Origin of the sequence: Paracoccus pacificus (assembly GCF_042680785.1) — a bacterium.
Lineage (GTDB): Bacteria > Pseudomonadota > Alphaproteobacteria > Rhodobacterales > Rhodobacteraceae > Paracoccus > Paracoccus pacificus.
Genome location: NZ_JBHUEN010000020.1, coordinates 94,118 through 114,083 on the forward strand (window position 1 = coordinate 94,118; position 19,966 = coordinate 114,083).

The 19,966-nt window shown below is 65.1% G+C and carries 21 protein-coding genes; 1 reads left to right on the forward strand and 20 read right to left on the reverse strand.

All coding sequences use genetic code 11. The features are described 5' to 3' along the window. Positions 1-259: 259 nt before the first annotated feature. A complete protein-coding gene (locus ACFSCT_RS07620) occupies positions 260-967 on the forward strand; it encodes an epoxyqueuosine reductase QueH (protein WP_379141556.1) in 708 nt (235 codons plus the stop codon). A gap of 91 nt (positions 968-1,058) precedes the next feature. Here the strand turns inward: ACFSCT_RS07620 and modC are convergent, their stop codons facing one another. The 20 genes from modC to ACFSCT_RS07720 all read right to left on the reverse strand — a co-directional run bounded on the left by modC (position 1,059) and on the right by ACFSCT_RS07720 (position 19,923). Next, positions 1,059-2,189, reverse strand: a complete 1,131-nt coding sequence (modC, locus tag ACFSCT_RS07625) for a molybdenum ABC transporter ATP-binding protein (RefSeq protein ID WP_379141557.1) — start codon at positions 2,187-2,189, stop codon at positions 1,059-1,061. After that, positions 2,186-2,899, reverse strand: coding sequence for a molybdate ABC transporter permease subunit (modB, locus tag ACFSCT_RS07630; protein ID WP_379141725.1), 714 nt, complete (start codon positions 2,897-2,899; stop codon positions 2,186-2,188). The genes modC and modB overlap by 4 nt, the downstream gene beginning before the upstream one ends. A gap of 4 nt (positions 2,900-2,903) precedes the next feature. Further along, the gene (gene modA / locus ACFSCT_RS07635; protein ID WP_379141560.1) at positions 2,904-3,674 is read right to left on the reverse strand and encodes a molybdate ABC transporter substrate-binding protein; all 771 of its coding nucleotides are present in this window, start codon (positions 3,672-3,674) and stop codon (positions 2,904-2,906) included. 62 nt (positions 3,675-3,736) lie between these two features. Then, the gene (locus ACFSCT_RS07640) at positions 3,737-4,108 is read right to left on the reverse strand and encodes a winged helix-turn-helix domain-containing protein (RefSeq protein ID WP_379141562.1); all 372 of its coding nucleotides are present in this window, start codon (positions 4,106-4,108) and stop codon (positions 3,737-3,739) included. A gap of 47 nt (positions 4,109-4,155) precedes the next feature. After that, positions 4,156-5,274, reverse strand: a complete 1,119-nt coding sequence (locus tag ACFSCT_RS07645; protein WP_379141564.1) for an ABC transporter permease — start codon at positions 5,272-5,274, stop codon at positions 4,156-4,158. After that, positions 5,271-6,170, reverse strand: a complete 900-nt coding sequence (locus ACFSCT_RS07650; RefSeq protein WP_379141566.1) for an ABC transporter ATP-binding protein — start codon at positions 6,168-6,170, stop codon at positions 5,271-5,273. Before ACFSCT_RS07650 ends, ACFSCT_RS07645 begins: the two co-directional genes overlap by 4 nt. Continuing rightward, positions 6,167-7,111 carry an HlyD family secretion protein gene (locus tag ACFSCT_RS07655; RefSeq protein WP_379141567.1) on the reverse strand — a complete coding sequence of 315 codons (945 nt, stop codon included), beginning with the start codon at positions 7,109-7,111 and terminating at the stop codon, positions 6,167-6,169. Before ACFSCT_RS07655 ends, ACFSCT_RS07650 begins: the two co-directional genes overlap by 4 nt. After that, positions 7,111-7,776: a CerR family C-terminal domain-containing protein gene (locus tag ACFSCT_RS07660; protein ID WP_379141568.1), complete on the reverse strand. Its 666-nt coding sequence runs from the start codon at positions 7,774-7,776 to the stop codon at positions 7,111-7,113. Before ACFSCT_RS07660 ends, ACFSCT_RS07655 begins: the two co-directional genes overlap by 1 nt. 122 nt (positions 7,777-7,898) lie before the next feature. Then, positions 7,899-9,209 (reverse strand): TRAP transporter large permease, encoded by a 1,311-nt coding sequence (locus ACFSCT_RS07665; protein ID WP_379141570.1) that lies wholly within the window; start codon positions 9,207-9,209, stop codon positions 7,899-7,901. A gap of 2 nt (positions 9,210-9,211) precedes the next feature. Beyond that, a complete protein-coding gene (locus ACFSCT_RS07670; protein WP_379141571.1) occupies positions 9,212-9,727 on the reverse strand; it encodes a TRAP transporter small permease in 516 nt (171 codons plus the stop codon). After that, complete coding sequence (locus tag ACFSCT_RS07675) at positions 9,724-10,728, reverse strand: TRAP transporter substrate-binding protein (RefSeq protein WP_379141572.1); 1,005 nt, start codon at positions 10,726-10,728, stop codon at positions 9,724-9,726. Before ACFSCT_RS07675 ends, ACFSCT_RS07670 begins: the two co-directional genes overlap by 4 nt. Next, positions 10,725-11,420: a maleylacetoacetate isomerase gene (gene maiA, locus ACFSCT_RS07680; RefSeq protein ID WP_379141574.1), complete on the reverse strand. Its 696-nt coding sequence runs from the start codon at positions 11,418-11,420 to the stop codon at positions 10,725-10,727. Before maiA ends, ACFSCT_RS07675 begins: the two co-directional genes overlap by 4 nt. Before the next feature lie 2 nt (positions 11,421-11,422). Beyond that, on the reverse strand, positions 11,423-12,688 hold the full coding sequence (gene fahA / locus ACFSCT_RS07685; RefSeq protein WP_379141576.1) for a fumarylacetoacetase: 1,266 nt from the start codon (positions 12,686-12,688) through the stop codon (positions 11,423-11,425). Between the two features lie 171 nt (positions 12,689-12,859). Continuing rightward, complete coding sequence (locus tag ACFSCT_RS07690) at positions 12,860-13,342, reverse strand: MarR family winged helix-turn-helix transcriptional regulator (protein ID WP_379141577.1); 483 nt, start codon at positions 13,340-13,342, stop codon at positions 12,860-12,862. A 253-nt stretch (positions 13,343-13,595) separates the two neighbouring features. Then, on the reverse strand, positions 13,596-14,483 hold the full coding sequence (locus ACFSCT_RS07695; protein WP_379141579.1) for an ATP-binding cassette domain-containing protein: 888 nt from the start codon (positions 14,481-14,483) through the stop codon (positions 13,596-13,598). Next, positions 14,480-15,319, reverse strand: a complete 840-nt coding sequence (locus tag ACFSCT_RS07700) for an ABC transporter ATP-binding protein (RefSeq protein ID WP_379141581.1) — start codon at positions 15,317-15,319, stop codon at positions 14,480-14,482. Before ACFSCT_RS07700 ends, ACFSCT_RS07695 begins: the two co-directional genes overlap by 4 nt. Before the next feature lie 2 nt (positions 15,320-15,321). Beyond that, positions 15,322-16,236, reverse strand: coding sequence for an ABC transporter permease subunit (locus tag ACFSCT_RS07705; protein WP_379141584.1), 915 nt, complete (start codon positions 16,234-16,236; stop codon positions 15,322-15,324). Next, entirely contained in the window at positions 16,233-17,240 is a 1,008-nt protein-coding gene (locus tag ACFSCT_RS07710; RefSeq protein ID WP_379141586.1) for an ABC transporter permease subunit, read from the reverse strand. Before ACFSCT_RS07710 ends, ACFSCT_RS07705 begins: the two co-directional genes overlap by 4 nt. 70 nt (positions 17,241-17,310) lie before the next feature. Further along, positions 17,311-18,915, reverse strand: a complete 1,605-nt coding sequence (locus ACFSCT_RS07715; protein WP_379141588.1) for an ABC transporter substrate-binding protein — start codon at positions 18,913-18,915, stop codon at positions 17,311-17,313. A gap of 312 nt (positions 18,916-19,227) precedes the next feature. Beyond that, positions 19,228-19,923 (reverse strand): alpha/beta fold hydrolase, encoded by a 696-nt coding sequence (locus tag ACFSCT_RS07720; protein ID WP_379141591.1) that lies wholly within the window; start codon positions 19,921-19,923, stop codon positions 19,228-19,230. Positions 19,924-19,966 lie beyond the last annotated feature (43 nt).

Genomic DNA, 19,966 nt, shown 5'->3' on the forward strand with positions numbered 1-19,966 from the left:
CCGGAATGGCCGGATATCCCCCGCTTCCGCATCCGTTTCATATTGCCTAAGGCTATGATATCCTAACGGTCTGCCGATTTCACCGCAAACGTTGCGTTCCACCGGCGGTTCTTTTCCGGCGGAGGGCGCGACACACTGGACAAAACCGTTCGGATTGCATTAGGTGCGGCCCCGAAACCTTTCCGCCGGCGTCCCATTGGCGCGCCCTGCCCGCTTTGCCGCCCCGTCCGCTTTTCCGCCCTTCTCGCGAGGATTACCCATGACCGACGTGCAAAGGCCCGTGCTGACGCCGCCCGGCGGCGCGAAAAAGGTGCTGCTGCATTCCTGCTGCGCCCCCTGCTCGGGCGAGGTGATGGAGGCGATGCTGGCCTCGGGGATCGAATACACGATCTTTTTCTACAACCCGAACATTCATCCCCAAAAGGAATACCTGCTGCGCAAGGACGAAAACATCCGTTTCGCCGAAAAGCACGGCGTGGGTTTCGTTGATGCGGATTACGATTCCGATAATTGGTTCGCCCGTGCAAAGGGAATGGAATGGGAACCCGAACGCGGCATCCGCTGCACCATGTGTTTTGACATGCGCTTCGAGCGGACGGCGCTTTATGCCCATGAACATGGTTTTCCGGTGATGACCTCCAGCCTTGGAATTTCCCGCTGGAAGGACATGAATCAGATCAATGATTGCGGAAAACGCGCCGCCGCCCCCTATGAGGGGTTGAGCTATTGGGAATATAACTGGCGCAAGGGCGGCGGTTCCAACCGGATGATCGAAATCTCCAAGCGCGAAGAATTCTATCAGCAGGAATATTGCGGCTGCGTCTATTCGCTGCGCGACACCAACCGGCATCGCCGCGACGTCGGCCGCGGCCCGATCGAGATCGGCAAGCTGTATTACAGCAAGGATGACGGCGCCAAAGACGGCACGGACGCGCCGGTGAAGGATCGCGAAACCACCGGCCGCTGAGGCGCACCGGCCGGAATCCGGTCGCCGCCGTTCACCGCACAGCCCGATGCGCCGCGACTATGGCCCCTGGCAGGGTGCATGATTGCCTGTCTCAGGTTTCCTCCGGCGCGCCCGGCCCGTTCGGAAGGTCGGGACCGGCGGTGCCGATGTCGTCGCGCGACGGCGCCAGCGATTTCACGATCGCGGTCAGCGGCTGGCCCGGCGCCACCTGCAATTCCCGCGCCGAGCGGCGGGTGATCCGTGCCAGAACCGCCCCTGCCGGGGTCATCAGCCGGACCTGCACCCCGCCCTGAACATCCTCTTGCAGGCTTTCGACCCGCCCCGGCAAAAGGTTCAGCGCCGAGATGCCCTCGGGCGCGGTGCGCGCCAGCATCACCTCATTCGCGGCGATGCGCAGGCGGATGCGCGCGCCGGGCGGGGCCTGAATGCGCGGCAGGTACAGCGCGATCCCGCCCGCCGACAGCCGCGTCAGCCCGTCCTGATCGTCATGGCCGCTGACCTCGGCCTCGATCACGGCGCCGGCCGTGCTTGGCGACAGCGCCGCGAATTGCGGGGTCGAGAACACCTCGGACGGCGTGCCGATGCCCGCAACCTTGCCGTCGCGCAGCGCGACCACGGTCGTCGCCAGACGCGCGACCTCGGCCGGGGCGTGGCTGACGTAAAGGATCGGCACCCCGGCATGATCGCGCAGACGCTCGAAATACGGCATGATTTCCTGCTTCCGGGCCTCGTCCAGCGCCGAAAGCGGCTCATCGGCAAGAATAAGCTGCGGCCGCGACAACAGCGCCCGACCGATGGCGACACGCTGACGCTCGCCCCCTGAAAGGGTCGCGGGCGCCCGGTCGAGCAGATGGCCGATGCCCAGAAGATCGACGACCGTATCGGTCCGCGCCCCGCCCGGGCGACCGCGCGCGAACCAGCGGCCGTATTGCAGATTCTGCCGCACGCTCAGATGCGGAAAAAGCCGCCCGTCCTGAAAGATGACGCCGATGCGGCGGCGATGGGGCGGCAGCCGGATGCCCCGGTCCGTGTCGGTCAGCACCGTGCCGTCGACCGCGATCCGCGCCCGGTCGGGGCGCAGCAACCCGGCCACGGCGGCGACCACCGTCGATTTTCCCGAACCGGACGGCCCGAACAGGACCGTGACACCGGGCGGCGCCTGAAATTCCACGTCCAGCGCAAACTCGGGGAATGCGTGTCGGACGCCGATCTCAAGCGTCATGCCCGGCCCGCGCCCCGGCCCGCGACCCGACGCGCGATCCGGCGCGCCAGGATTTCGGACAGCACCAGCGCCGACATCGCCACGACCAGCGAGACAAGCGCCAGCCGCGCGGCCTGCGCGTCACCGTCCGGGATCTGAAGAAAGCTGTAGATCGCCGAGGGCAGCGTCTGCGTCTGCCCCGGAATGTTCGACACGAAGGTGATGGTCGCGCCGAATTCGCCCATCGCCTTGGCGAAGGCCAGGATCATGCCCGCGATCACCCCAGGCAGGATCAGCGGCAGCGTCACCGTCAGCCAGACCCAAGCGTGGCTGGCGCCGAGCGAGCCGGCGGCTTCCTCCAGACGGCCGTCGACCGCCTCGATCGACAGCCGGATCGCGCGCACCATCAGCGGAAAGGCCATCACCGCCGCCGCCAGCACCGCCCCGGTCCAGCGAAAGGCAAAGACGATGCCGAACCACTGGTCCAGCCACTGACCGGCCCAGCCGCGCCGCCCGAACGTCAGCAGCAGCAGATAACCCGTCACCACCGGCGGCAGCACCAGCGGCAGATGCACCAGACCGTTCAGCACCTGCTTGCCGGGAAACCGCCAGCGGGCAAGCGCATGGGCCACCAGAAGCCCAAGCGGCAAACTGGCCAGCGTCGCCCAGACCGAGACGCGCAGCGACAGGCGCAACGCCTCCCATTCCTGCGGCGAAAGCCAGTTTGCCAATGCGTCAATCAAGCGTGGTGAAACCGTTCTTGGTGAAAATCTCGTCCGCCGGGGCGGCGCGCAAGGCCTCGAAGAACGCCTTGTCCGCCGGGTCCGCCGCGGTTTTCAGAAGCGCCGCCGGATAGATGATCGGATCGTGGCTGTCGTCGGGGAACGTGCCCACCACCTTCACATTCGGATCGGCGGCGGCATCGGTCGCGTAGACGATGCCATAAGGCGCCTCTCCGGTCGAGACCAGCGCCAGCGCCGCGCGGACGTTATCGGCCTGCGCGACCGACCCCTGGACGCTGTCCCACAGGCCCAGCTTGGTCAGGGATTGCTTGCCATATTGCCCGGCCGGCACCGAATCGACCATCGCCATGGCCAGCTTGCCGCCATCCAGCGCCCCCTTGAGGTCGAAGTTGCCGTCGATCGTCACCGGGGCGGCATCGCCGTCATGCGCCACCAGCACCAGCTTGTTGCCCAACAGGTCGACGCGCGCGCCGTCAACGACATCGCCGTTCTTTTCGACCGCGTCCATCCAGTCGACCGAGGCCGAGATGAACACATCGGCCGGCGCCCCGTCCTGAATCTGCTTGGCCAGCGTGTTCGAGCCCGCATAGCTGATCGTCACGTCATTGCCGGTCGCGGTCTTGAAGTCAGTGGCGACCTGATCCAGCGCGGTTTTCATCGAGGCGGCGGCAAAGACCACGACCTCTTCCGCCGCGGCAGCGCGCGGCATCAGGGTGGCGCCGCAGACGATGGCGGCGGCGACAGGCAGAAGATGGCGGAACATGGCTGTACCCCTTTCGATATTCCCGCCCGACCATATCCAGATCGGCGATGAGGCGGCAAGCGTTATTTCTTATCGGAAATATCGCTTAGCAGATCGCGCAGCGCCGCGATCCGGTCCTCGACCGCATGGGCGGCCTCGGCCTCGATCTCGCGGTAAAGCGTCAGCACCTGCCGCCCCGAAGGCGTCAGGCTGGCGCCCCCACCCCCGGCACCGCCGCGCGCGCTTTCGACCAGCGGCGCCCGGAACATCGCGTTCATCGTCTCGGTCAATTGCCACGCGCGCTTATAGCTCATCCCCAGCGCCCGGCCGGCGGCCGAGATCGACCCGGTGCGTCCGATCCCCTCCAGCAGTTCCGCCTTGCCGGGGCCAAGCATGTCGCGGTCGCGCAGGTATATGCGGATGAACAGCTCGGGGTGAAGGTGCGGGTCGGGCATCGGGTCGCCTTGCGCTGGGGTCTGACGGGGCATCGCTGCGCGGCAGGTTAGTCCAGCGTGCGCCGGAACCGCAACAACGCAAGCCCGCCAAAGACGGTCACGAACAGGCTCAGCGCGGCGATCGGCTGGGCGACATCGCCGTAACCCGCGCCTTTCAGCATCACCGCCCGGACCAGCCGCAGGAAATGGGTCAGCGGAAAGATCTCGCCCAGCGTCTGCGCCCAACCCGGCATGCCGCGAAACGGAAACATGAAACCCGACAGCATCAGCGAGGGCAGGAAAAAGAAAAAGGTCAGTTGCATGGCCTGCATCTGGGTCCGCGCCACCGTCGAGATGAGATAGCCGAGTATGACCATCGACAGCACGAAGATGAAAATCCCCGTCGCCAGCAGCCCGAGCCCGCCCATGAACGGCACCCCGAACAGCGCCCGCGCCGCCGACAGGACGACGGCGACCTGCACCGCACCGACGGCCATGTAAGGGATGATCTTGCCCAGCATGATCTCAAGCGGCGTGGCCGGCATGGCAAGCAGGTTCTCCATCGTGCCACGCTCGATCTCTCGGGTCAGGGCCATCGAGGTCATCATCACCAGAATCATCTGCAGGATGACGCCCATCAGCCCCGGCACGATATTGTATTGGGTGATCCCCTCGGGGTTATAGCGGCGATGCACCACAATCTGTACCGGGGGCGGCGCGGCCGGCTTGCCGATTTCGCGCGCCAGCGCATCGGCCGCGACCGTGCCCAGCGTCGAGATCGCGCCCGAAGCAACGGCGGGATCGGTGGCATCCGCCTCGATCAGGATCTGGGGATTGTCCTGCCGTTCGACCCGGCGGCCGAAATCGGACGGCACGGTGACGACGAAAGACACGGCGCCGCGCGCGATCAGCGCCTCGGCCTCGGCCTGCGACGCCGCCGGATAGGCAAAGTCGTAATACCCGGTCAGTTCCAGCGCCGTGACCATGGCCCGCGTGAACCGGTCCTGCGTCGGCGCGACCAACGCCGCCGGCAGATGCTTCGGGTCGTTGTTGATCGCATAGCCGAACAGCATGAGCTGCATCAGCGGCACGCCCAGCATCATCGCGAAGGTGATCCGGTCGCGGCGCATCTGGATCAGCTCTTTCACCAGCAGCGCCCGCAAGCGGCCAAGGGAAAACAGGCTCATGCCATGTTGTCCTGACTTTGCTCCATCAGGTGGATGAAGACATCCTCAAGGCTGGTTTCGGCGGGATGAAAGCTGACGCCGGCGGCCTTCAGCGTGGCTTCCAGCGCCGCCCGGTCGGGGCCGGTGACATGCAGCGTGGTGCCGAAGGGCGCCACCTGATCGACGCCTTTCGCCCCCAGCAATTGCCGCGCCACCTGCCCCGGCCGGTCGGTCGTCACAACATAGGTCACCAGACCCGAGGCCGCGATGACCTCGGCGACGGTGCCATGGGTGATCAGGTGTCCATAGGCGATATAGTTGATACGGTGGCAGCGTTCAGCCTCGTCCATGTAATGCGTGCTGACCAGCACGGTCAGGCCACGCGCCGACAGCGCATGGATTTCGTCCCAGAACTCGCGCCGGGCCTTGGGATCGACCCCTGCGGTCGGTTCGTCCAGCATCAGAAGCTGCGGCTGATGCATGATGCAGGCCGCCAGCGCGAGCCGCTGTTTCCAGCCGCCCGACAGGCGCCCGGCCAGTTGCCCCTTGCGCGAGGTCAGCCCAAGATCGGCCAGCGTGTCGCCGACCGCCGCGCGGGGCAGCCCGTAAAGCCCGGCGACGAAATTCAGGTTTTCCTCAATCGACAGGTCCTCGTAGAACGAGAATCTCTGCGTCATGTAGCCGACCTGCCGCTTGATCGCGCGCTGTTGGGTCAGGATGTCGTGTTCCAGAACCCGGCCGGTGCCCGCATCCGGGGTCAACAGGCCGCACATCATCCGTATGCAGGTCGTCTTGCCCGAGCCGTTGGGACCAAGGAACCCGGCGATCTCGCCCTTTGCGACGCTGAGCGATACGTCGTCGACGACCTTGCGTCCGCCAAAGGATTTGGTCAGGCCGTGCACCTCGATCGCGTTCATCCGGACAGATCCACATCCACGATCTGCCCGGGTTTTAGCGCGGCGCCGCCGGTATCGGGGCGGGCCTCGACCAGATAGACCAGCTTCTGGCGGTTTTGCAGTGAATAGATCACCGGCGGCGTGAACTCCGCGGCGTCCGAGACATAGGTCACGGTGGCCGTGGCATCGGCGCAGCCATCGCAGTTCACCTTCAGCCGGCTGCCGGGGGCGATTGCGGCGATCTTGGCCTCGGGGACGTAAAGCCGCAGCTTTACCGCGCCGTCGGGCAGATAGGACAGGACCGGCGCCGACGGGCCGGCAAGCTCGCCCGGCCGGCGGATCAGGTCGAAGATCACCCCCGCGCCGGGGGCGGTCAGCCGGCGCTGATCCAGTTGCCAGAGCGCGGCATCGCGGGTCGCCCGGGCGCGTTCGACATTGGCGCGGGCGGCGTCGATTTCCGGGCGCCGCGCCGGAAGCCGGGCGACGGCCAGTTGCGCCTCGGCCTCGGCCACGCGGGCCCGGGCCATCTCGGCGGTGGTCTCAACCTCGTCAAGCTGGGCCTGCGCCGTGACATTGCGCTGGCGCAGGCTTTTTTGCCGCGCCACCTCGCGCCCGGCCTCGACCGCCTGCGCCCTGGCCGAGGCCAGCGTCGCCTCAAGCACCCGGATCTCCTCGGGGCGGCGCCCTTCTTGCAGGTTCGCAAGCTGGCTTTCTGCCTGTGCCAGCGCCGCGTCGGCTTCGGCCTTGGCGATGCGGGCGTCGCGGCTTTCCAGAACCGCAAGCACATCGCCCGCCCGGACCCGGTCGCCCCGCGCTACCGGAACCTCGATCAGCTGCGCCGAGGTCAGCGGCGCGATCAGCACATATTCGCCCTCGACATATCCGGTGGCGAAAGGCGGCGGCGGCGCGCAATCGGAAAACAGCGCCGAGATCAACGGAATGGCGCAGACGAACCCGATCATCACGGCACCTTCAGCATGGCGTGCATATTGGCCACCAGCCGGTCGGCAATCGCGCGCGCCTCTGCCGGGCCATAGTCTTGCCATTCAAGCTGACGGCATACGATCGGCTGGCCTATCCGGAAATAAAGCACCTGCCCGATCATCGAGAACACCAGCAATTTGGTGTCCTCGGACGCGGGATCGCGGCCCGAGGCCATGCCGACCAGCGCGCAAAGCTGGCGATGCTTGGGACTGATGAAATCGGTGAAGAACAGATCAAGCGCCGGCCCGTCCTCGGCCAGTTCCCGCATCACGAACCCCAGCATCTGCCGGGCGCCGGGGTCCAGCGCCAAAAAGCCGACGATGGCCCGCAGCATCGCCTCGAGCATCTTCGCCGCCCGATCCGGCGGCATCGCCGGCACCGGTCCGGGTGTGCCCGCGACGGACGTCATCCGGCGCAGAACCTCGGCCCCGCAGGCCAGCCGCAAGCCGTCCTTGCCGCCGAAGTGATAGGAAATCGAGGCGATGTTGGTTTTCGCCATCGCCGCCAGCGCGCGGGTCGAAGTACCGGCAAAGCCATCACGCCCGAACAGCGCCAGACCGGCGGCGATCAGATCGGCGCGGGTCCCGGTGGGGGCATCGGAGGGGACGGTTTGTGGGCCGGTGGATGATGTGGAATCGCTCATGCCATTATTTAATCAAACGATTGATTAAATTTCAACTCAAATCCGCCCCCGGCCGCTTAAACGATACGGGCCGCCCCTGTGGGACGGCCCGGAACCGCGGCAAGAGTTCCGTCACAGGCGGGCTAGATCACCAGCCACAGCGACAGCATCGGCACGAAGATGATCAGCAGCAGACGGATGATATCGGCGAACCAGAAGATATAGACGCCGCTGAAAATCGTTTTCAGCGTCACGTCCGGCAGCACCGACCGCAGCACGAAAACGTTCATCCCGATCGGCGGGGTGATCAGGCTGATCTCGGTCACGACGACGACGATGATGGCGAACCAGATCAGCACGGCTTCGGGATCGGCCAGCACGGTCAGACCGAAATCCAGACCGGTGATCACCGGATAGAACACCGGCACGGTCAGCAGGATCATCGACAGGCTTTCCAGAAAACAGCCGAGCACCAGATAGATCACCACGATCACCAGCAACACCCACCACGCCGACAAACCGCTGTCCGCGACCAGCGCCGACAGACTGTCGGGCAACCCGGCGAAGGTGACGAAATTGCTGAAGATCTCGGCCCCGATGACGATGGCGAAGATCATCGCCGAGGCGGTGGCGCTGTCCAGACAGGCGGTCCAGAAGCCATCGCGCGTCAACCCGCCGGTCGCGGCGGCGATCACCATCGCGGCCATGGCACCCATGCCGGCGGCCTCGATCGGGGTGAACAGCCCGCCATAGATGCCGATCATGATGAAGCCGAACAGCGCCAGCACGGCGGCGACGCTGATCGCGTCGCGACGGGTCATCGGCATCACCTCGCCGACTTTCGGGGCCAGTTCGGGCCGCAAGCGCACCGCCACCATCACCGCGATCAGATAGCCGATGATACCGACGATGCCGGGAATGATACCGGCCAGAAACAGCTTGCCGATATCCGCCTCGGTCAACAGGCCGAAGATGATCAGCACGACCGAGGGCGGGATCAGGATGCCAAGCGTCCCGCCTGCCGCGATCGAGCCGGTGGCGAGGCTGTCGGAATAACCGAAGCGCCGCATCGAGGGCATGGCGACCTTGGACATGGTGGCGGCGGTGGCCAGCGACGACCCGCAGACCGCCGAAAAGCCGCCGCAGGACAGCACGGTAGCCATGGCAAGCCCGCCCCGCATCCGGCCGAACACCCGGTCGGCGGCCGAGAACAGCCCCTGCGCGATGCCCGATCCGGCAAGAATATTGCCCATGAAAATGAACAGCGGCACGACCGACAGCGAATAGTTCAGCCCGGTCTCAAACACCGCGTTGCCGACCATGGCGCCGGCCGGGACCCAGCCCCGCAACAGCGCAAAACCCACCCCGCCGACCAGCGCCATGGCGAAGGCGATCGGCACGCGCAGGAACACCATGCCCAGCAGGATGACGATGGCGACTATCGAGATCGTCATCGCTATTCCCGCCGCAATATCATGATGACGGCCGAAGCCGCGCAACTGGCCGCCGCGACAAAGGCAAGCGGCGCCATCGGCAGCGCCAGCGCGGTGGTGCGCGTCCCCTCGTCAAGCTGGGTCAGCCCGATCAGGACCAGCCGCCAGCCGAAGAACGCCAGCACCACCGCCGAGATCAGCCCCGCCAGCCGCCCCAGCAGGCGCTGGACCGGGCGCGGGAACAGATGCAGCGCCAGATCGACCTCGACATGGCCGCCGTCGGCGCTGGTCAGGGGCAGCGCCACAAAGACCAGCGCAGCCAGCAGGATCTGGGTCAGCTCATAGGCGCCGCCGAACGGCCGGTTCAGCGCATAGCGCCCGATCACGTCGATGCAGGTCACCGCGATCAGCAGCATGATCAGAAGCGCCGCGATCCCGGCCAGCCCGCGATACCAGCCGGCGTTCCGATGCGGCGTGCGGCCCGGAATCCGGTCCGGCACCGCATCCCGTTCCCGATCCGAGGGGTGCGGATCGGTCATTCCATCTTGACCCCGGTCATGGCGCGGAACTCGGCCAGCGCGGCCAGGCCGTCATAGCCCTCGCCCAGACTGTCCGACCATGATTTTTCGGCCTTGCTGGCGGTTTCCTTCAGCGCCGCCACCACCTCGGGCGAGGCATCATAGAACTCGACCTTGTCGCCGATCGCCTTGATCGCGGCGGCATCGGCGTCGTTCCACGCCTGCCCGACGCGTTCCGAAAACGCCTCGCCCGAAATCTTGTCGATGGCGGCGCGGTCGGCTTCGGACAGGCTGTTCCACTTGTCTTCATTGATCACAAAGAACCATGTGGTGTTATAAATGCCGCCCGGCACCTTCATCGAATATTTGATGTAGTCGACCAGATTGAACGCGGTCATCGCCTCATAGGTGAAGGCGACGCCGTCGATCACGCCACGGGACAGTTTTTCATAGACCTCGGGCGAGGACATGAACAAGGGCGTCGCCCCCATGGCCGCGACCAGATCGCCGACGTAACCGCCCGGCACGCGCAGCTTCAGCCCCTTCATGTCCTCGGGCTTCTCGATCTTGCGGAGGTTGTTGTGCAAAAGACCGGGGCCATGCATGAACAGCCCAAGGATATGGGTGCCCTTGTGTTCCTCGGCGGCGTTCAACTTGCCCGAATAGATGGTCCAGAACGCCTTGGAATTGGCGACCGCGTCATCACCCAGAAAGCTGAACTGGCCCAGCCGGGCGCGGTTGAACCGGTCATCCTCGGTAAAGGAATGCAGCCCATAGGTGATATCGGCCACACCATCGCGGGCCATGTCGAAATGCGCCGGGGGACTGCCCAGCGGCTTGGCCATGATGCGGACCGTGACCCGGCCATCGGTGACTTTCGCGACCTCGGCCGCCCATGGCTCGAAGGCGTTCACCACGATCGGGTGTTTTGGCGGCAGCCAGGACGACATGATCAGCTCTTCCGCCATGACCGGCGCGGCCGACATCAGCAGCCCGGCAAGGGCGAGTTTCAGTGATTTCATTGGCCTTCTCCCTGTGTGGTGCCTTCGCGTCGCGAAGGGTCGAAATTGTCGGGATGCGCCGCGACAAAGGCGGGATGCGCCGCGCTAGCGCGATCCACGGCCGACAGGCGCGGCAGATGGTCATAGGGCACGTCCCAGCGCCGGGCGTTGTAAAGCTGCGGGATCACCGCGCAATCGGCCAGCCCCGGCGCCGCGCCATGGCAGAACCGGCCGGCATATCCCGGGTGATCCAGCAGTTGCTCAATCGCCTCGAGTCCGGCGGCGATATTGTCGCGGTTCCAGGCCAGCCGCGCGCCGGCGCCGGCCAGCGCCTCGACCCGGGTCAGAACGCCAAGGTTCGATACCGGATGGATGTCGCAGGCCACGGCAAGGGCGATCGACCGCACCCGCGCCCGCGCCACCGGATCCTCTGGCAACAGCGGCGGGTCGGGCCGGATCTCGTCCAGATAGGCGATGATCGCCAGCGATTGGGTCAGCACCGCATCGCCGATCCGCAGGGCGGGCACGATGCCCTGCGGGTTGAGCGCCAGATATGCGGCTGCGCGCTGTTCGCCCGCCACCAGATCGACCGCGACATGATCGCAGGCGATGCCCTTCAGCCCCAGCGCGATCCGCACCCGGTATGCGGCCGACGAACGCCAGTAGCCGTAAAGCACCGGCCGGTCGCTTACGTGCGGGGTTGCCGCCGGCATGATCACGCCTGCGCCGGCAGGATCCGGCCGATGCACGGGCCGAAACCGATGCGATAGCCGTCGCCCTGCGCAAAACCGTAAAGCCCGATCTCGTCCCCGTCCTGAATGAATGTCCGGGGCTGGCCGTTCACCTGAACCGGGTTCGCGCCCCCTTGCGTCATCTCCAGAAGCGCGCCGGTCTGGTCGGGTGCGGGCCCCGAGATCGTGCCGCTGCCCAGAAGATCGCCCACCCGCATCGGACAGCCCGAGCTGGTATGATGCGCCAGTTGCTGGGCGCTGGAATAATACATGACGTTGTAATTCGTCCGCGCCATGGGCTGGCCGTTCATGGTCCAGCCGATGCTGAGGTCATAAAAACCCGGCCGCGCCTCGGCCAGATAGGGCAGCAGCGGGTTCATGCGCGGGGCGCCTTCGCTGCGGAACGGCTCCAGCGCGGCCTGGGTCACGATCCACGGGCTGATCGTGGTGCCAAGCGCCTTGGACTGGAACGGCCCCAGCGGCTGATATTCCCACGCCTGAATGTCCCGCGCCGACCAGTCGTTCAGCAGCACATAGCCAAAGATCATCTGTTCGGCCTGATCGACGCCGACGCGCTCGCCCATCGCGCTGTCGGCCCCGACGATGGCGCCCAGTTCAAGCTCTAGATCCAGCCGGCGGCAGGCGACCCATTCGGGGCCGTCCTGCCCCTTCACCTGCCCCATCGGCCGCCGGATCGGCGTTCCCGAGACCACGACCGACGACGCCCGGCCGTTATAGCCGATCGGCATATGCGTCCATTGCGCCGGCAGGGCGTTTTCGGGGCCGCGAAACAGCACGCCGACATTGAAGGCATGGTTCTTCGAGGCGTAGAAATCGGTGAACTCGGTCACCCGGATCGGCAGGTGCAGCGTGGCGTCGGCCATCGGCACCAATGGCAGCGTCCGGTCGCCGTCCTCGGCCAGAAGCGCCGTCAGCCGCGCCCGGATTTCGTCCCATTTCGCGCGTCCGAGCGCGATGAAATCGTTCAGTTGCGGCTGTGCGAACGTGCCGCCCGCGTCGATCAGCCCGCGCGCCTCGCAAGCGGCAAGATCGACGATCTGGTCGCCGATGGCGACCCCGCAGCGCCGCGCGCCGACCTCGGCCGCCTCCCCTGCCCCAGGCCCGGCGCCGCGCTCGGTCGAAAATACGCCGTAAGGCAGGTTCTGGATCGGAAAATCGCAATCGGGCTGGTTTGCCGTCGTCACCCAGCTACGCAAAACAGTATCGGCCATTTCTAACGTCTCTTTCATTTCGATCGGGACCTGCGCCGCTGTGAGGCCCCGACACGCGCCCGCCTGAGTCCATGCCTAGCAGATTTCGTTTCATTTGCAACCATTTCCGACATCCCCCTTCGATGGTCGGCTTTCGGCGGTGTCGGAACCGTTTCCCGCAGGCGATGAAAAACGGCGGCGCTGACCGCCCTAAACGTCGCGGCCCGGGCGCGGGAAACGCGCGCCGTGGCCGGATTCGGGCTGCGTTACCTTTGCGATCGCCCGGTCAAGCGCCGATATGCCGCGTTCCAGCGCGGCGCGGTCGTCAGGGGGCATCGCGGCGAGTATTTCGTCCGCGCGGGCGCCGACCTCGTGGAACGCCCGGCCGAAAAGCGTCATGCCCATAGGCGTGATCGCATAAGAGCGCAGCCGCCTGTCGCTGCCCAGAATCTCGCGGGTGATCAGGCCCTTCGCCTCCAGTCGCGAGGCCGCGCGGCTGACCTGAACCTTGTCCAGCGAGGTGCGCCGCGACAGTTGCATGGAATCCAGCGCGCCTGCGTCCTCCAGCAGAAACAGCAACCGCCATTCTTCGCGCGACAGCCCGTAAGCGCGACCATAGACGGCGACCAGTTGGCGCGAGAACGCCTCGGCCACGACGGCCAGCCGATAGGGAAAGAATGTGTCCAGTTTCATCGCCACCCCGCAGCCGCATCGAAAAGATTTCAACTGCAACAAAATGCCGCGAACCGGAGCGGGAAAGCAAGGCCATCCTGAGCCGTGACGGGCGACCGGCCGCGCGGGTCTGTGCACGTAGGGGGTTCGGCTGCCGCGTCCGTCGGGCATGCCTGCAAAGCACCAGTCACGGCATCCGGGACACGCATCGCGGCCACGGCAGGACCGCCGGAATGCGGCCGTCGCCCCGGCGCGCCGCCGGTTGGTCGCCCCTTCAGGCTGGCGTCGCCATAGCCGCGCGCGCGGCCTGACGGCGGGCGACACGGGCGCGGATCGCCTCGACATCGGTGATCGGCGTCGCGGCCAGAAGCTGGCGGGTATAGGCGTTCTGCGGATCCTCGAACACCTGTTCGCGGGTCCCCTGCTCGACCGCATCGCCTTTTGAAATCACCATGACCTCATCGGCGATATAGCGCACCACCGACAAATCGTGGCTGACGAAGATATAGGTCAGCTCGAATTCGTCCTGCAGATCGGCCAGCAGGTTCAGGACCTGCGCCTGCACCGACAGATCCAGCGCCGAGACCGGCTCGTCCAGCACCAGCAGCGAGGGGTTCAGCATCAGCGCCCGCGCGATGGCGATACGCTGGCGCTGCCCGCCCGAGAACATATGCGGATACCGGTTGTAATGTTCCGGTCCAAGACCGACCTTGACCAGCATCGCCTCGGCGCGCTCGCGGCGTTCGGAGGCGGGTGTGTTGGTGTTGATGATCAAGGGTTCGGTCAGCACATCGCCGATTTTCTGGCGCGGGTTCAGGCTGCCGTAAGGGTTCTGAAACACCATCTGCACCTTTGACCGCATCGCCGGACCCGGGCGGGTCTTGGTGATGTCGACCTTGCTGCCCTCGATCAGCAGATCGCCCCCGGAGGGCGCGTCGATCAGCGCGATGATCCGCGCCAGCGTCGACTTGCCGGAACCGGATTCGCCCACGATGGCAAGCGTCTTGCCCTTGTCGAGCTTGAAGTCGATGCCGTTCAGCGCGCGAATGGTGCGGGCGCGGTTAAACATGCTGCCCGCGATGTGATAATCCTGCACGATGGCCCGGCCTTCGACGACCGGAACGTGAGAGGGTGCAGCCGAGGCGGTCACGAAATCGCTCATCCTGCGTTCTCCCGCGCGAAAAAGTCCGATACGGTCGGCAGGCGGTCACCGGTCGCGTTCTCGGGCAATGCCGCCAGAAGCGCGCGGGTATAGGGGTTCTTCGGCGCCTCGAACAGGGTCAGCACGTCCGCCTCTTCCATCTTCTTGCCCTTGTACTGCACCACCACGCGGTCGGCGGTTTCGGCCACCACGCCCATGTCATGGGTGATCAGGATCAGCGCCATGCCGTAATCTTCCTGAAGCTTCATCAGCAGGTCGAGAATCTGTTTCTGAATGGTCACGTCCAGCGCCGTGGTCGGCTCGTCCGCGATCAGCAGACGCGGGTTCGAGGCGATGGCCATGGCGATCATCACCCGCTGGCTTTGGCCGCCCGACATCTGATGCGGATAAGCCTTCAGCTTTTCTTCCGGTTCGGGGATGCCGACCGCCCTGAACAGCTCGACCGCGCGGGCACGCGCCTGCTTGCGCGACATGCCAAGGTTGATCCGCAGCACCTCCTCGATCTGGAAGCCGGCTGTGAAGGACGGGTTCAGGGAGGCGATGGGTTCCTGAAAGATCATCGTGATCTCGCGCCCGATCAGACGCCGCCGCTCGGCGTTCGACATGCGCAGCATGTCGCGGCCCTCATAGGTCATCTCGTCGGCGGTAACGGTGGCGGTGTCGGGCAGAAGCCCCATCACCGCCAGCATCGACACCGACTTGCCCGAGCCGGATTCGCCGACGATGGCCAGCACCTCGCCCCGGTCGACCTCCAGGTCGATGCCGTCGACGGCGGTGAAACTGCCGGTAGCGGTGGCGAATTTCACCGTCAGATTGCGGATTTTCAGCAATGCCATGGTCAGCTCCGCTTTAGCTTCGGGTCAAGCGCGTCGCGCAAGCCGTCGCCCATCAGGTTGATCGCAAGGACCGAGATCAGGATCGCAAGCCCGGGGAATGTGACCACCCACCATGCCCGCAGGATGAATTCGCGCGCCTCGGCCAGCATGGTGCCCCATTCGGGCGCCGGCGGCTGCGCGCCCATGCCCAGAAAGCCAAGTGCTGCGGAATCGAGCACCGCCGAGGAAAACGACAGCGTCGCCTGCACGATCAGCGGCGCCAGACAGTTCGGCAGAATGGTTTTGAACATCAGCCGCAGGTTCCGCGCACCCGCCACGCGCGCGGCGGTGACGTATTCGCGCTTTTTCTCGGACATCACGGCGGCGCGGGTCAGGCGGGCGAAATGCGGCTGATAGACGATGGCGATGGCGATCATCGCATTGGTCAGCCCCGGTCCCAGAACCGCAACCAGCACCAGCGCCAGCAGCAGCGAGGGAAAGGCGAGGATCACGTCCATGATCCGCATGATCACCGTATCGACCCAGCCGCCGAAAAAGCCGGCGATCAGGCCGATCACCACGCCGCCGACCAGCGCGATGGACACGACGACGATGCCGATGAACAGCGAATATTGCGCGCCATAGATCAGCCGCGACAGCATGTCCCGGCCAACCGCGTCGGTGCCCAGAAGAAACCGGCTGCTGCCGCCCTCCTGCCAGACCGGGGGCAGCAGAAGCGCGTCGCGGTATTGCACCGTCGGGTCATGCGGCGCGATCAGCGGCGCGAAAACCGCCACGAGCACCAGCAGGATAAAGACGATCAGGCCAAGAACGGCGCCGCGGTTCTGGCGGAAATAGAACCAGAATTCGGCCAGCATCCGCCGGCGGATCGCCGCATCGGACAGCTTGACGGCCGGAACGGGGGCAATATCGGTCATCGGTTACGGATCCTCGGGTTAATCAGGCCATAGGTCAGATCGACCAGCAGGTTCACGACCATCACCAGAACGGCAATCAGCAAAAGCCCCGACTGCACCACCGGATAGTCGCGGCGCGAGATCGAATCGATCATCCATTTGCCGATGCCGGGCCATGAGAAAATCGTCTCGGTCAGGATGGCGCCGGCCATCAGCACGCCGATCTGCAACCCGATCGTGGTCACCACCGGGATCATGGCGTTGCGCAAGGCGTGAACGCCGATGACGCGCCGGCGCGGCATGCCCTTGGCGCGGGCGGTGCGCACATAATCCTCGCCCATGACTTCCAGCATGGCAGAACGGGTCTGGCGCGCGATCACCGCCAGCGGAATGGTCGCCAGCACGATCGAGGGCAGGATCAGGTGGCTGACCGCCGAAAGGAACGCGCCCTTCTGTCCCGACAGAAGGCTGTCGATCAGCATGAACCCGGTGACCGGCGGGAAGAAATACATCAGCGAGATACGCCCCGACACCGGCGTCCAGCCAAGCATGCCGGAAAAGAAGATGATCAGCAGAAGGCCCCACCAGAAGATCGGCATCGAAAACCCGACCAGCGCCGCGGTCATCGAGATCTGATCGAACCAGCTTCCGCGCTTGATCGCGGCCAGAACGCCGACCGGCACGCCGATCAGCGTGGCGATCAGAATGGCGCACAGGCCCAGTTCGACGGTGGCGGGAAACAGGGTCAGGAACTCGGTCAGCACCGGCTTTTTGGTGACCAGCGAATTGCCGAAATCGCCTTGAAGCAGACGCCCCAGAAAATCGAAATACTGCATCACCACCGGCTTGTCGTAACCAAGCTGCGCGCTCAGCTCGGCATGGCGTTCGGGGCTGACGCCGCGCTCTCCGGCCATCAGAAGCACGGGGTCGCCGGGGATGATCCGCACGAAACTGAAGGCGATGATGGTGATGCCGATGAATGTCGGGATCAGGTAAAGCAGCTTGCTTAGGATGAAACGGACCATGCGCGTCTTTCCTTAACGAAGACGCGGGGAGCGATGCCCCCGCGTTTCCGGTTTGTTGTGGTTCTGTCGATTATTCCGGGATGTCCACGGTTTCAAAGGTGAAGTCGCCCAGCGGGCTCATCACGAAACCGGTCACGTCCTTCCGCATCGGCACGTATTGGGTCGAATGCGCGATGGTGTACCAGGGCGCCTGATCCTTGAACACGACCTGAGCCTGCTCATAAAGCTTGGTGCGCTCGGCCTGATCCGAGGTGGTCTTGGCCTTTTTCAGCAGGTCCGAAAATTCCTGATTGCACCAGAAGGCGCGGTTCGCACCGCCTTCCTTGGCGGAATCGCAGGACAGCAGCACCGAAAGGAAGTTGTCCGGGTCGCCGTTGTCGCCGGTCCAGCCCAGAATGACGGCGCCGTCGCGGCCGGGTTCCATCGACTTGGCCAGATACTCGCCCCATTCATAGGACACGATCTCGGCCTTGACCCCGACCTTGGACAGGTCCTCCTGCATCAACTCGGCCGTGCGGCGCGCGTTCGGCATATAGGGACGCTGCACCGGCATCGCCCAGATCTTCATCGACAGATCCTTGACGCCCGCGTCCTCAAGCGCCTTTTTGGCGGCTTCCGGATCATAGGGGTCGTCCTTGATGGCGTCGTTATAGGACCACATGGTCGGCGGGATCGGGTTCTTGGCCGGCTCGGCCGCGCCCTGGAACACCGCGTCGACGATGGCCTGCTTGTTGATCGCCATGTTCAGCGCCTTGCGGACCTCGGGCTTGTCGAAGGGCGGCATGGTGGTGTTATAGGCCAGATAGCCCACGTTCAGACCGGCCTGCTCATCGACCTTGAGGTTCGGATCGGCCTTGATCGCGGCGATATCGGCGGGGGCCGGGTAAGGCATCAACTGGCACTCGCCCGCCTTCAGCTTTTGCAGACGCACCGCGGCATCGGGCGTGATCGCAAAGACCAGATCGTCGATCTTGGGCGCGGTGCCCCAGTAATCCGGGTTCTTCTGATAGCGGATCACCGCGTCTTTCTGATAGGCGACGAATTTGAACGGCCCGGTGCCGATCGGCGCGTTGTTCAGGTCTTCCTTGGTCCCGGCGGCTTCCAGCGCGTCGGCATATTCCTTGGACACGATCGACATGAATGGCATGGCGATATTGGCAAGGAACGGCGCCTCGGGCTGGTTCAGGGTGATCTTGACGGTATAATCGTCTACCTTTTCAACGGACTTGATCAGGTTCGCCATGTCCATCGAGGTGTAATATTCATAGGTGATGCCCGGGATATACTGGTGCCACGGGTTGTCGGCATTGCCCTGACGATCGAACGAGAACACCACGTCGTCGGCGTTGAAATCGCGCGTCGGGGTGAATTTGTCGTTCGACTGCCACTTTACGCCCTGACGCAGCTTGAAGGTGTATTCGGTGCCGTCCTCGGACACTTCCCAGCTTTCGGCCAGACCCGGCTCGACCTCGGTCGTGCCCTTCTTGAACTCGGTCAGGCGGTTATAGATCGGATGTGCCGAGGCGTCGAAGGTGCCGCCGGCAGTATAGGGCGCGGGGTCGAAGCCCTCGGGCGAGGCTTCCGAGCAATAGATGAAGGTCTTGGCCATCGCGGGGGCACCGGCGAAAAGCGCAAGCGCCGAAGCAGCGATCAGGCTGCGGGATAGAAGGGTCATCGGATTCTCCTGTTGGTGTCGTGTTTTGAGGGCCGGCTTGAATGCGGCTTTTCGGTCAGGCAGCGGAATGGGAAACCTCGCTACTCCTCCTTTTCAACCTTTTCGTGATGAGCGAAAGGGTGACCTCGCGTCAACTTCCGCGGTTTGGCGTCCGATCTGCGGCGCTGGCCCGGGTTCACAGCCGACGGCGGGTTATCCGACGCTCACGCCGACCAGCCAATACCAAAGAAGTATCAGCGCGTTTGACGGCAGACAAGATCGACGTTGACAGCCCCCGGCGGCGCGCGCAGGGGGCGGCCCGGGGCCGGATCGTCAGGCCGCTGACAGAAGCTGCGCAAGGGCCTCGCTGACCGCCAGCGGCTGCTCGATCGGTGTCAGATGGCCGCTGTCCGGCACGATGACCAGCCGCGCGCCGGGAATCAGCCGCGCCATGTCCCGGTGCAGCGCCGGCGGGGTCAGCAGGTCGAACGCGCCACACAGCACCAGCGTCGGACAGGTAATACGCGGCAGCAGGGCGCGGCTGTCGGGCCGGTCGATCAGGCTTTGGCGCACGAATATTTCGGCGCCCAGCCGCTCGGTCATACCGCGAACACGGGCCACCATTTCGGCGTTCTCGACATGCGCGGGGGCCAGATAATTGCGCAGCAGCCGCTCGCCAAAGCCGTGAAACCTGCCGGGACCGGTCAGGATCGCGGCCTGGCGCCGGCGCTCGGCCGCGCGCGCCGGCCCGTCGGGCAGCATCGTGGTGTCGAGAAGCGCCAGATGCGTCACCCGGTCCGGCGCCATGCGCATGATTTCCTGCGCCACGATCCCGCCCAGCGAAAACCCGGCCAGCGCGAATTGCGGCTCGGCGATCGCCAGCACATCGCGCGCCATGGCGCCCAGCGTTTCGGCGCGGGTGATGTCGGCCACCACGGGTCGGGCGATCCCGGCAAGGTCCCTGATCTGATCGCGCCAAAGCTCGGCGTCGTTCAGAAGCCCGGGGACAAGGATCAGTTGCGGCGTCATGATTTCGATGTTTTGATCTTTATATATTGGTTTGAAGACTCAA

Bases quoted from the DNA above. Each gene is read 5' to 3' on its own strand.
- ACFSCT_RS07650 (WP_379141566.1), bottom strand. From the start codon at position 6,170: ATGAACGCGATCGAGGTGCACGGCCTGACCAAATCCTTTGGCGGACGC.
- ACFSCT_RS07640 (WP_379141562.1), bottom strand. From the start codon at position 4,108: ATGCCCGACCCGCACCTTCACCCCGAGCTGTTCATCCGCATATACCTG.
- ACFSCT_RS07670 (WP_379141571.1), bottom strand. From the start codon at position 9,727: ATGACCGATCCGCACCCCTCGGATCGGGAACGGGATGCGGTGCCGGAC.
- ACFSCT_RS07695 (WP_379141579.1), bottom strand. From the start codon at position 14,483: ATGAGCGATTTCGTGACCGCCTCGGCTGCACCCTCTCACGTTCCGGTC.
- ACFSCT_RS07675 (WP_379141572.1), bottom strand. From the start codon at position 10,728: ATGAAATCACTGAAACTCGCCCTTGCCGGGCTGCTGATGTCGGCCGCG.
- modC (WP_379141557.1), bottom strand. From the start codon at position 2,189: ATGACGCTTGAGATCGGCGTCCGACACGCATTCCCCGAGTTTGCGCTG.
- fahA (WP_379141576.1), bottom strand. From the start codon at position 12,688: ATGAAAGAGACGTTAGAAATGGCCGATACTGTTTTGCGTAGCTGGGTG.
- ACFSCT_RS07690 (WP_379141577.1), bottom strand. From the start codon at position 13,342: ATGAAACTGGACACATTCTTTCCCTATCGGCTGGCCGTCGTGGCCGAG.
- maiA (WP_379141574.1), bottom strand. From the start codon at position 11,420: ATGCCGGCGGCAACCCCGCACGTAAGCGACCGGCCGGTGCTTTACGGC.
- ACFSCT_RS07710 (WP_379141586.1), bottom strand. From the start codon at position 17,240: ATGGTCCGTTTCATCCTAAGCAAGCTGCTTTACCTGATCCCGACATTC.
- ACFSCT_RS07645 (WP_379141564.1), bottom strand. From the start codon at position 5,274: ATGAGCCTGTTTTCCCTTGGCCGCTTGCGGGCGCTGCTGGTGAAAGAG.
- modA (WP_379141560.1), bottom strand. From the start codon at position 3,674: ATGTTCCGCCATCTTCTGCCTGTCGCCGCCGCCATCGTCTGCGGCGCC.
- ACFSCT_RS07700 (WP_379141581.1), bottom strand. From the start codon at position 15,319: ATGGCATTGCTGAAAATCCGCAATCTGACGGTGAAATTCGCCACCGCT.
- ACFSCT_RS07665 (WP_379141570.1), bottom strand. From the start codon at position 9,209: ATGACGATCTCGATAGTCGCCATCGTCATCCTGCTGGGCATGGTGTTC.
- ACFSCT_RS07655 (WP_379141567.1), bottom strand. From the start codon at position 7,111: ATGATCGGGTTCGTCTGCGCCATTCCGTTGATCTCGGCGCTGTTTTCC.
- ACFSCT_RS07720 (WP_379141591.1), bottom strand. From the start codon at position 19,923: ATGACGCCGCAACTGATCCTTGTCCCCGGGCTTCTGAACGACGCCGAG.
- ACFSCT_RS07660 (WP_379141568.1), bottom strand. From the start codon at position 7,776: ATGAGCGATTCCACATCATCCACCGGCCCACAAACCGTCCCCTCCGAT.
- ACFSCT_RS07705 (WP_379141584.1), bottom strand. From the start codon at position 16,236: ATGACCGATATTGCCCCCGTTCCGGCCGTCAAGCTGTCCGATGCGGCG.
- ACFSCT_RS07620 (WP_379141556.1), top strand. From the start codon at position 260: ATGACCGACGTGCAAAGGCCCGTGCTGACGCCGCCCGGCGGCGCGAAA.
- ACFSCT_RS07715 (WP_379141588.1), bottom strand. From the start codon at position 18,915: ATGACCCTTCTATCCCGCAGCCTGATCGCTGCTTCGGCGCTTGCGCTT.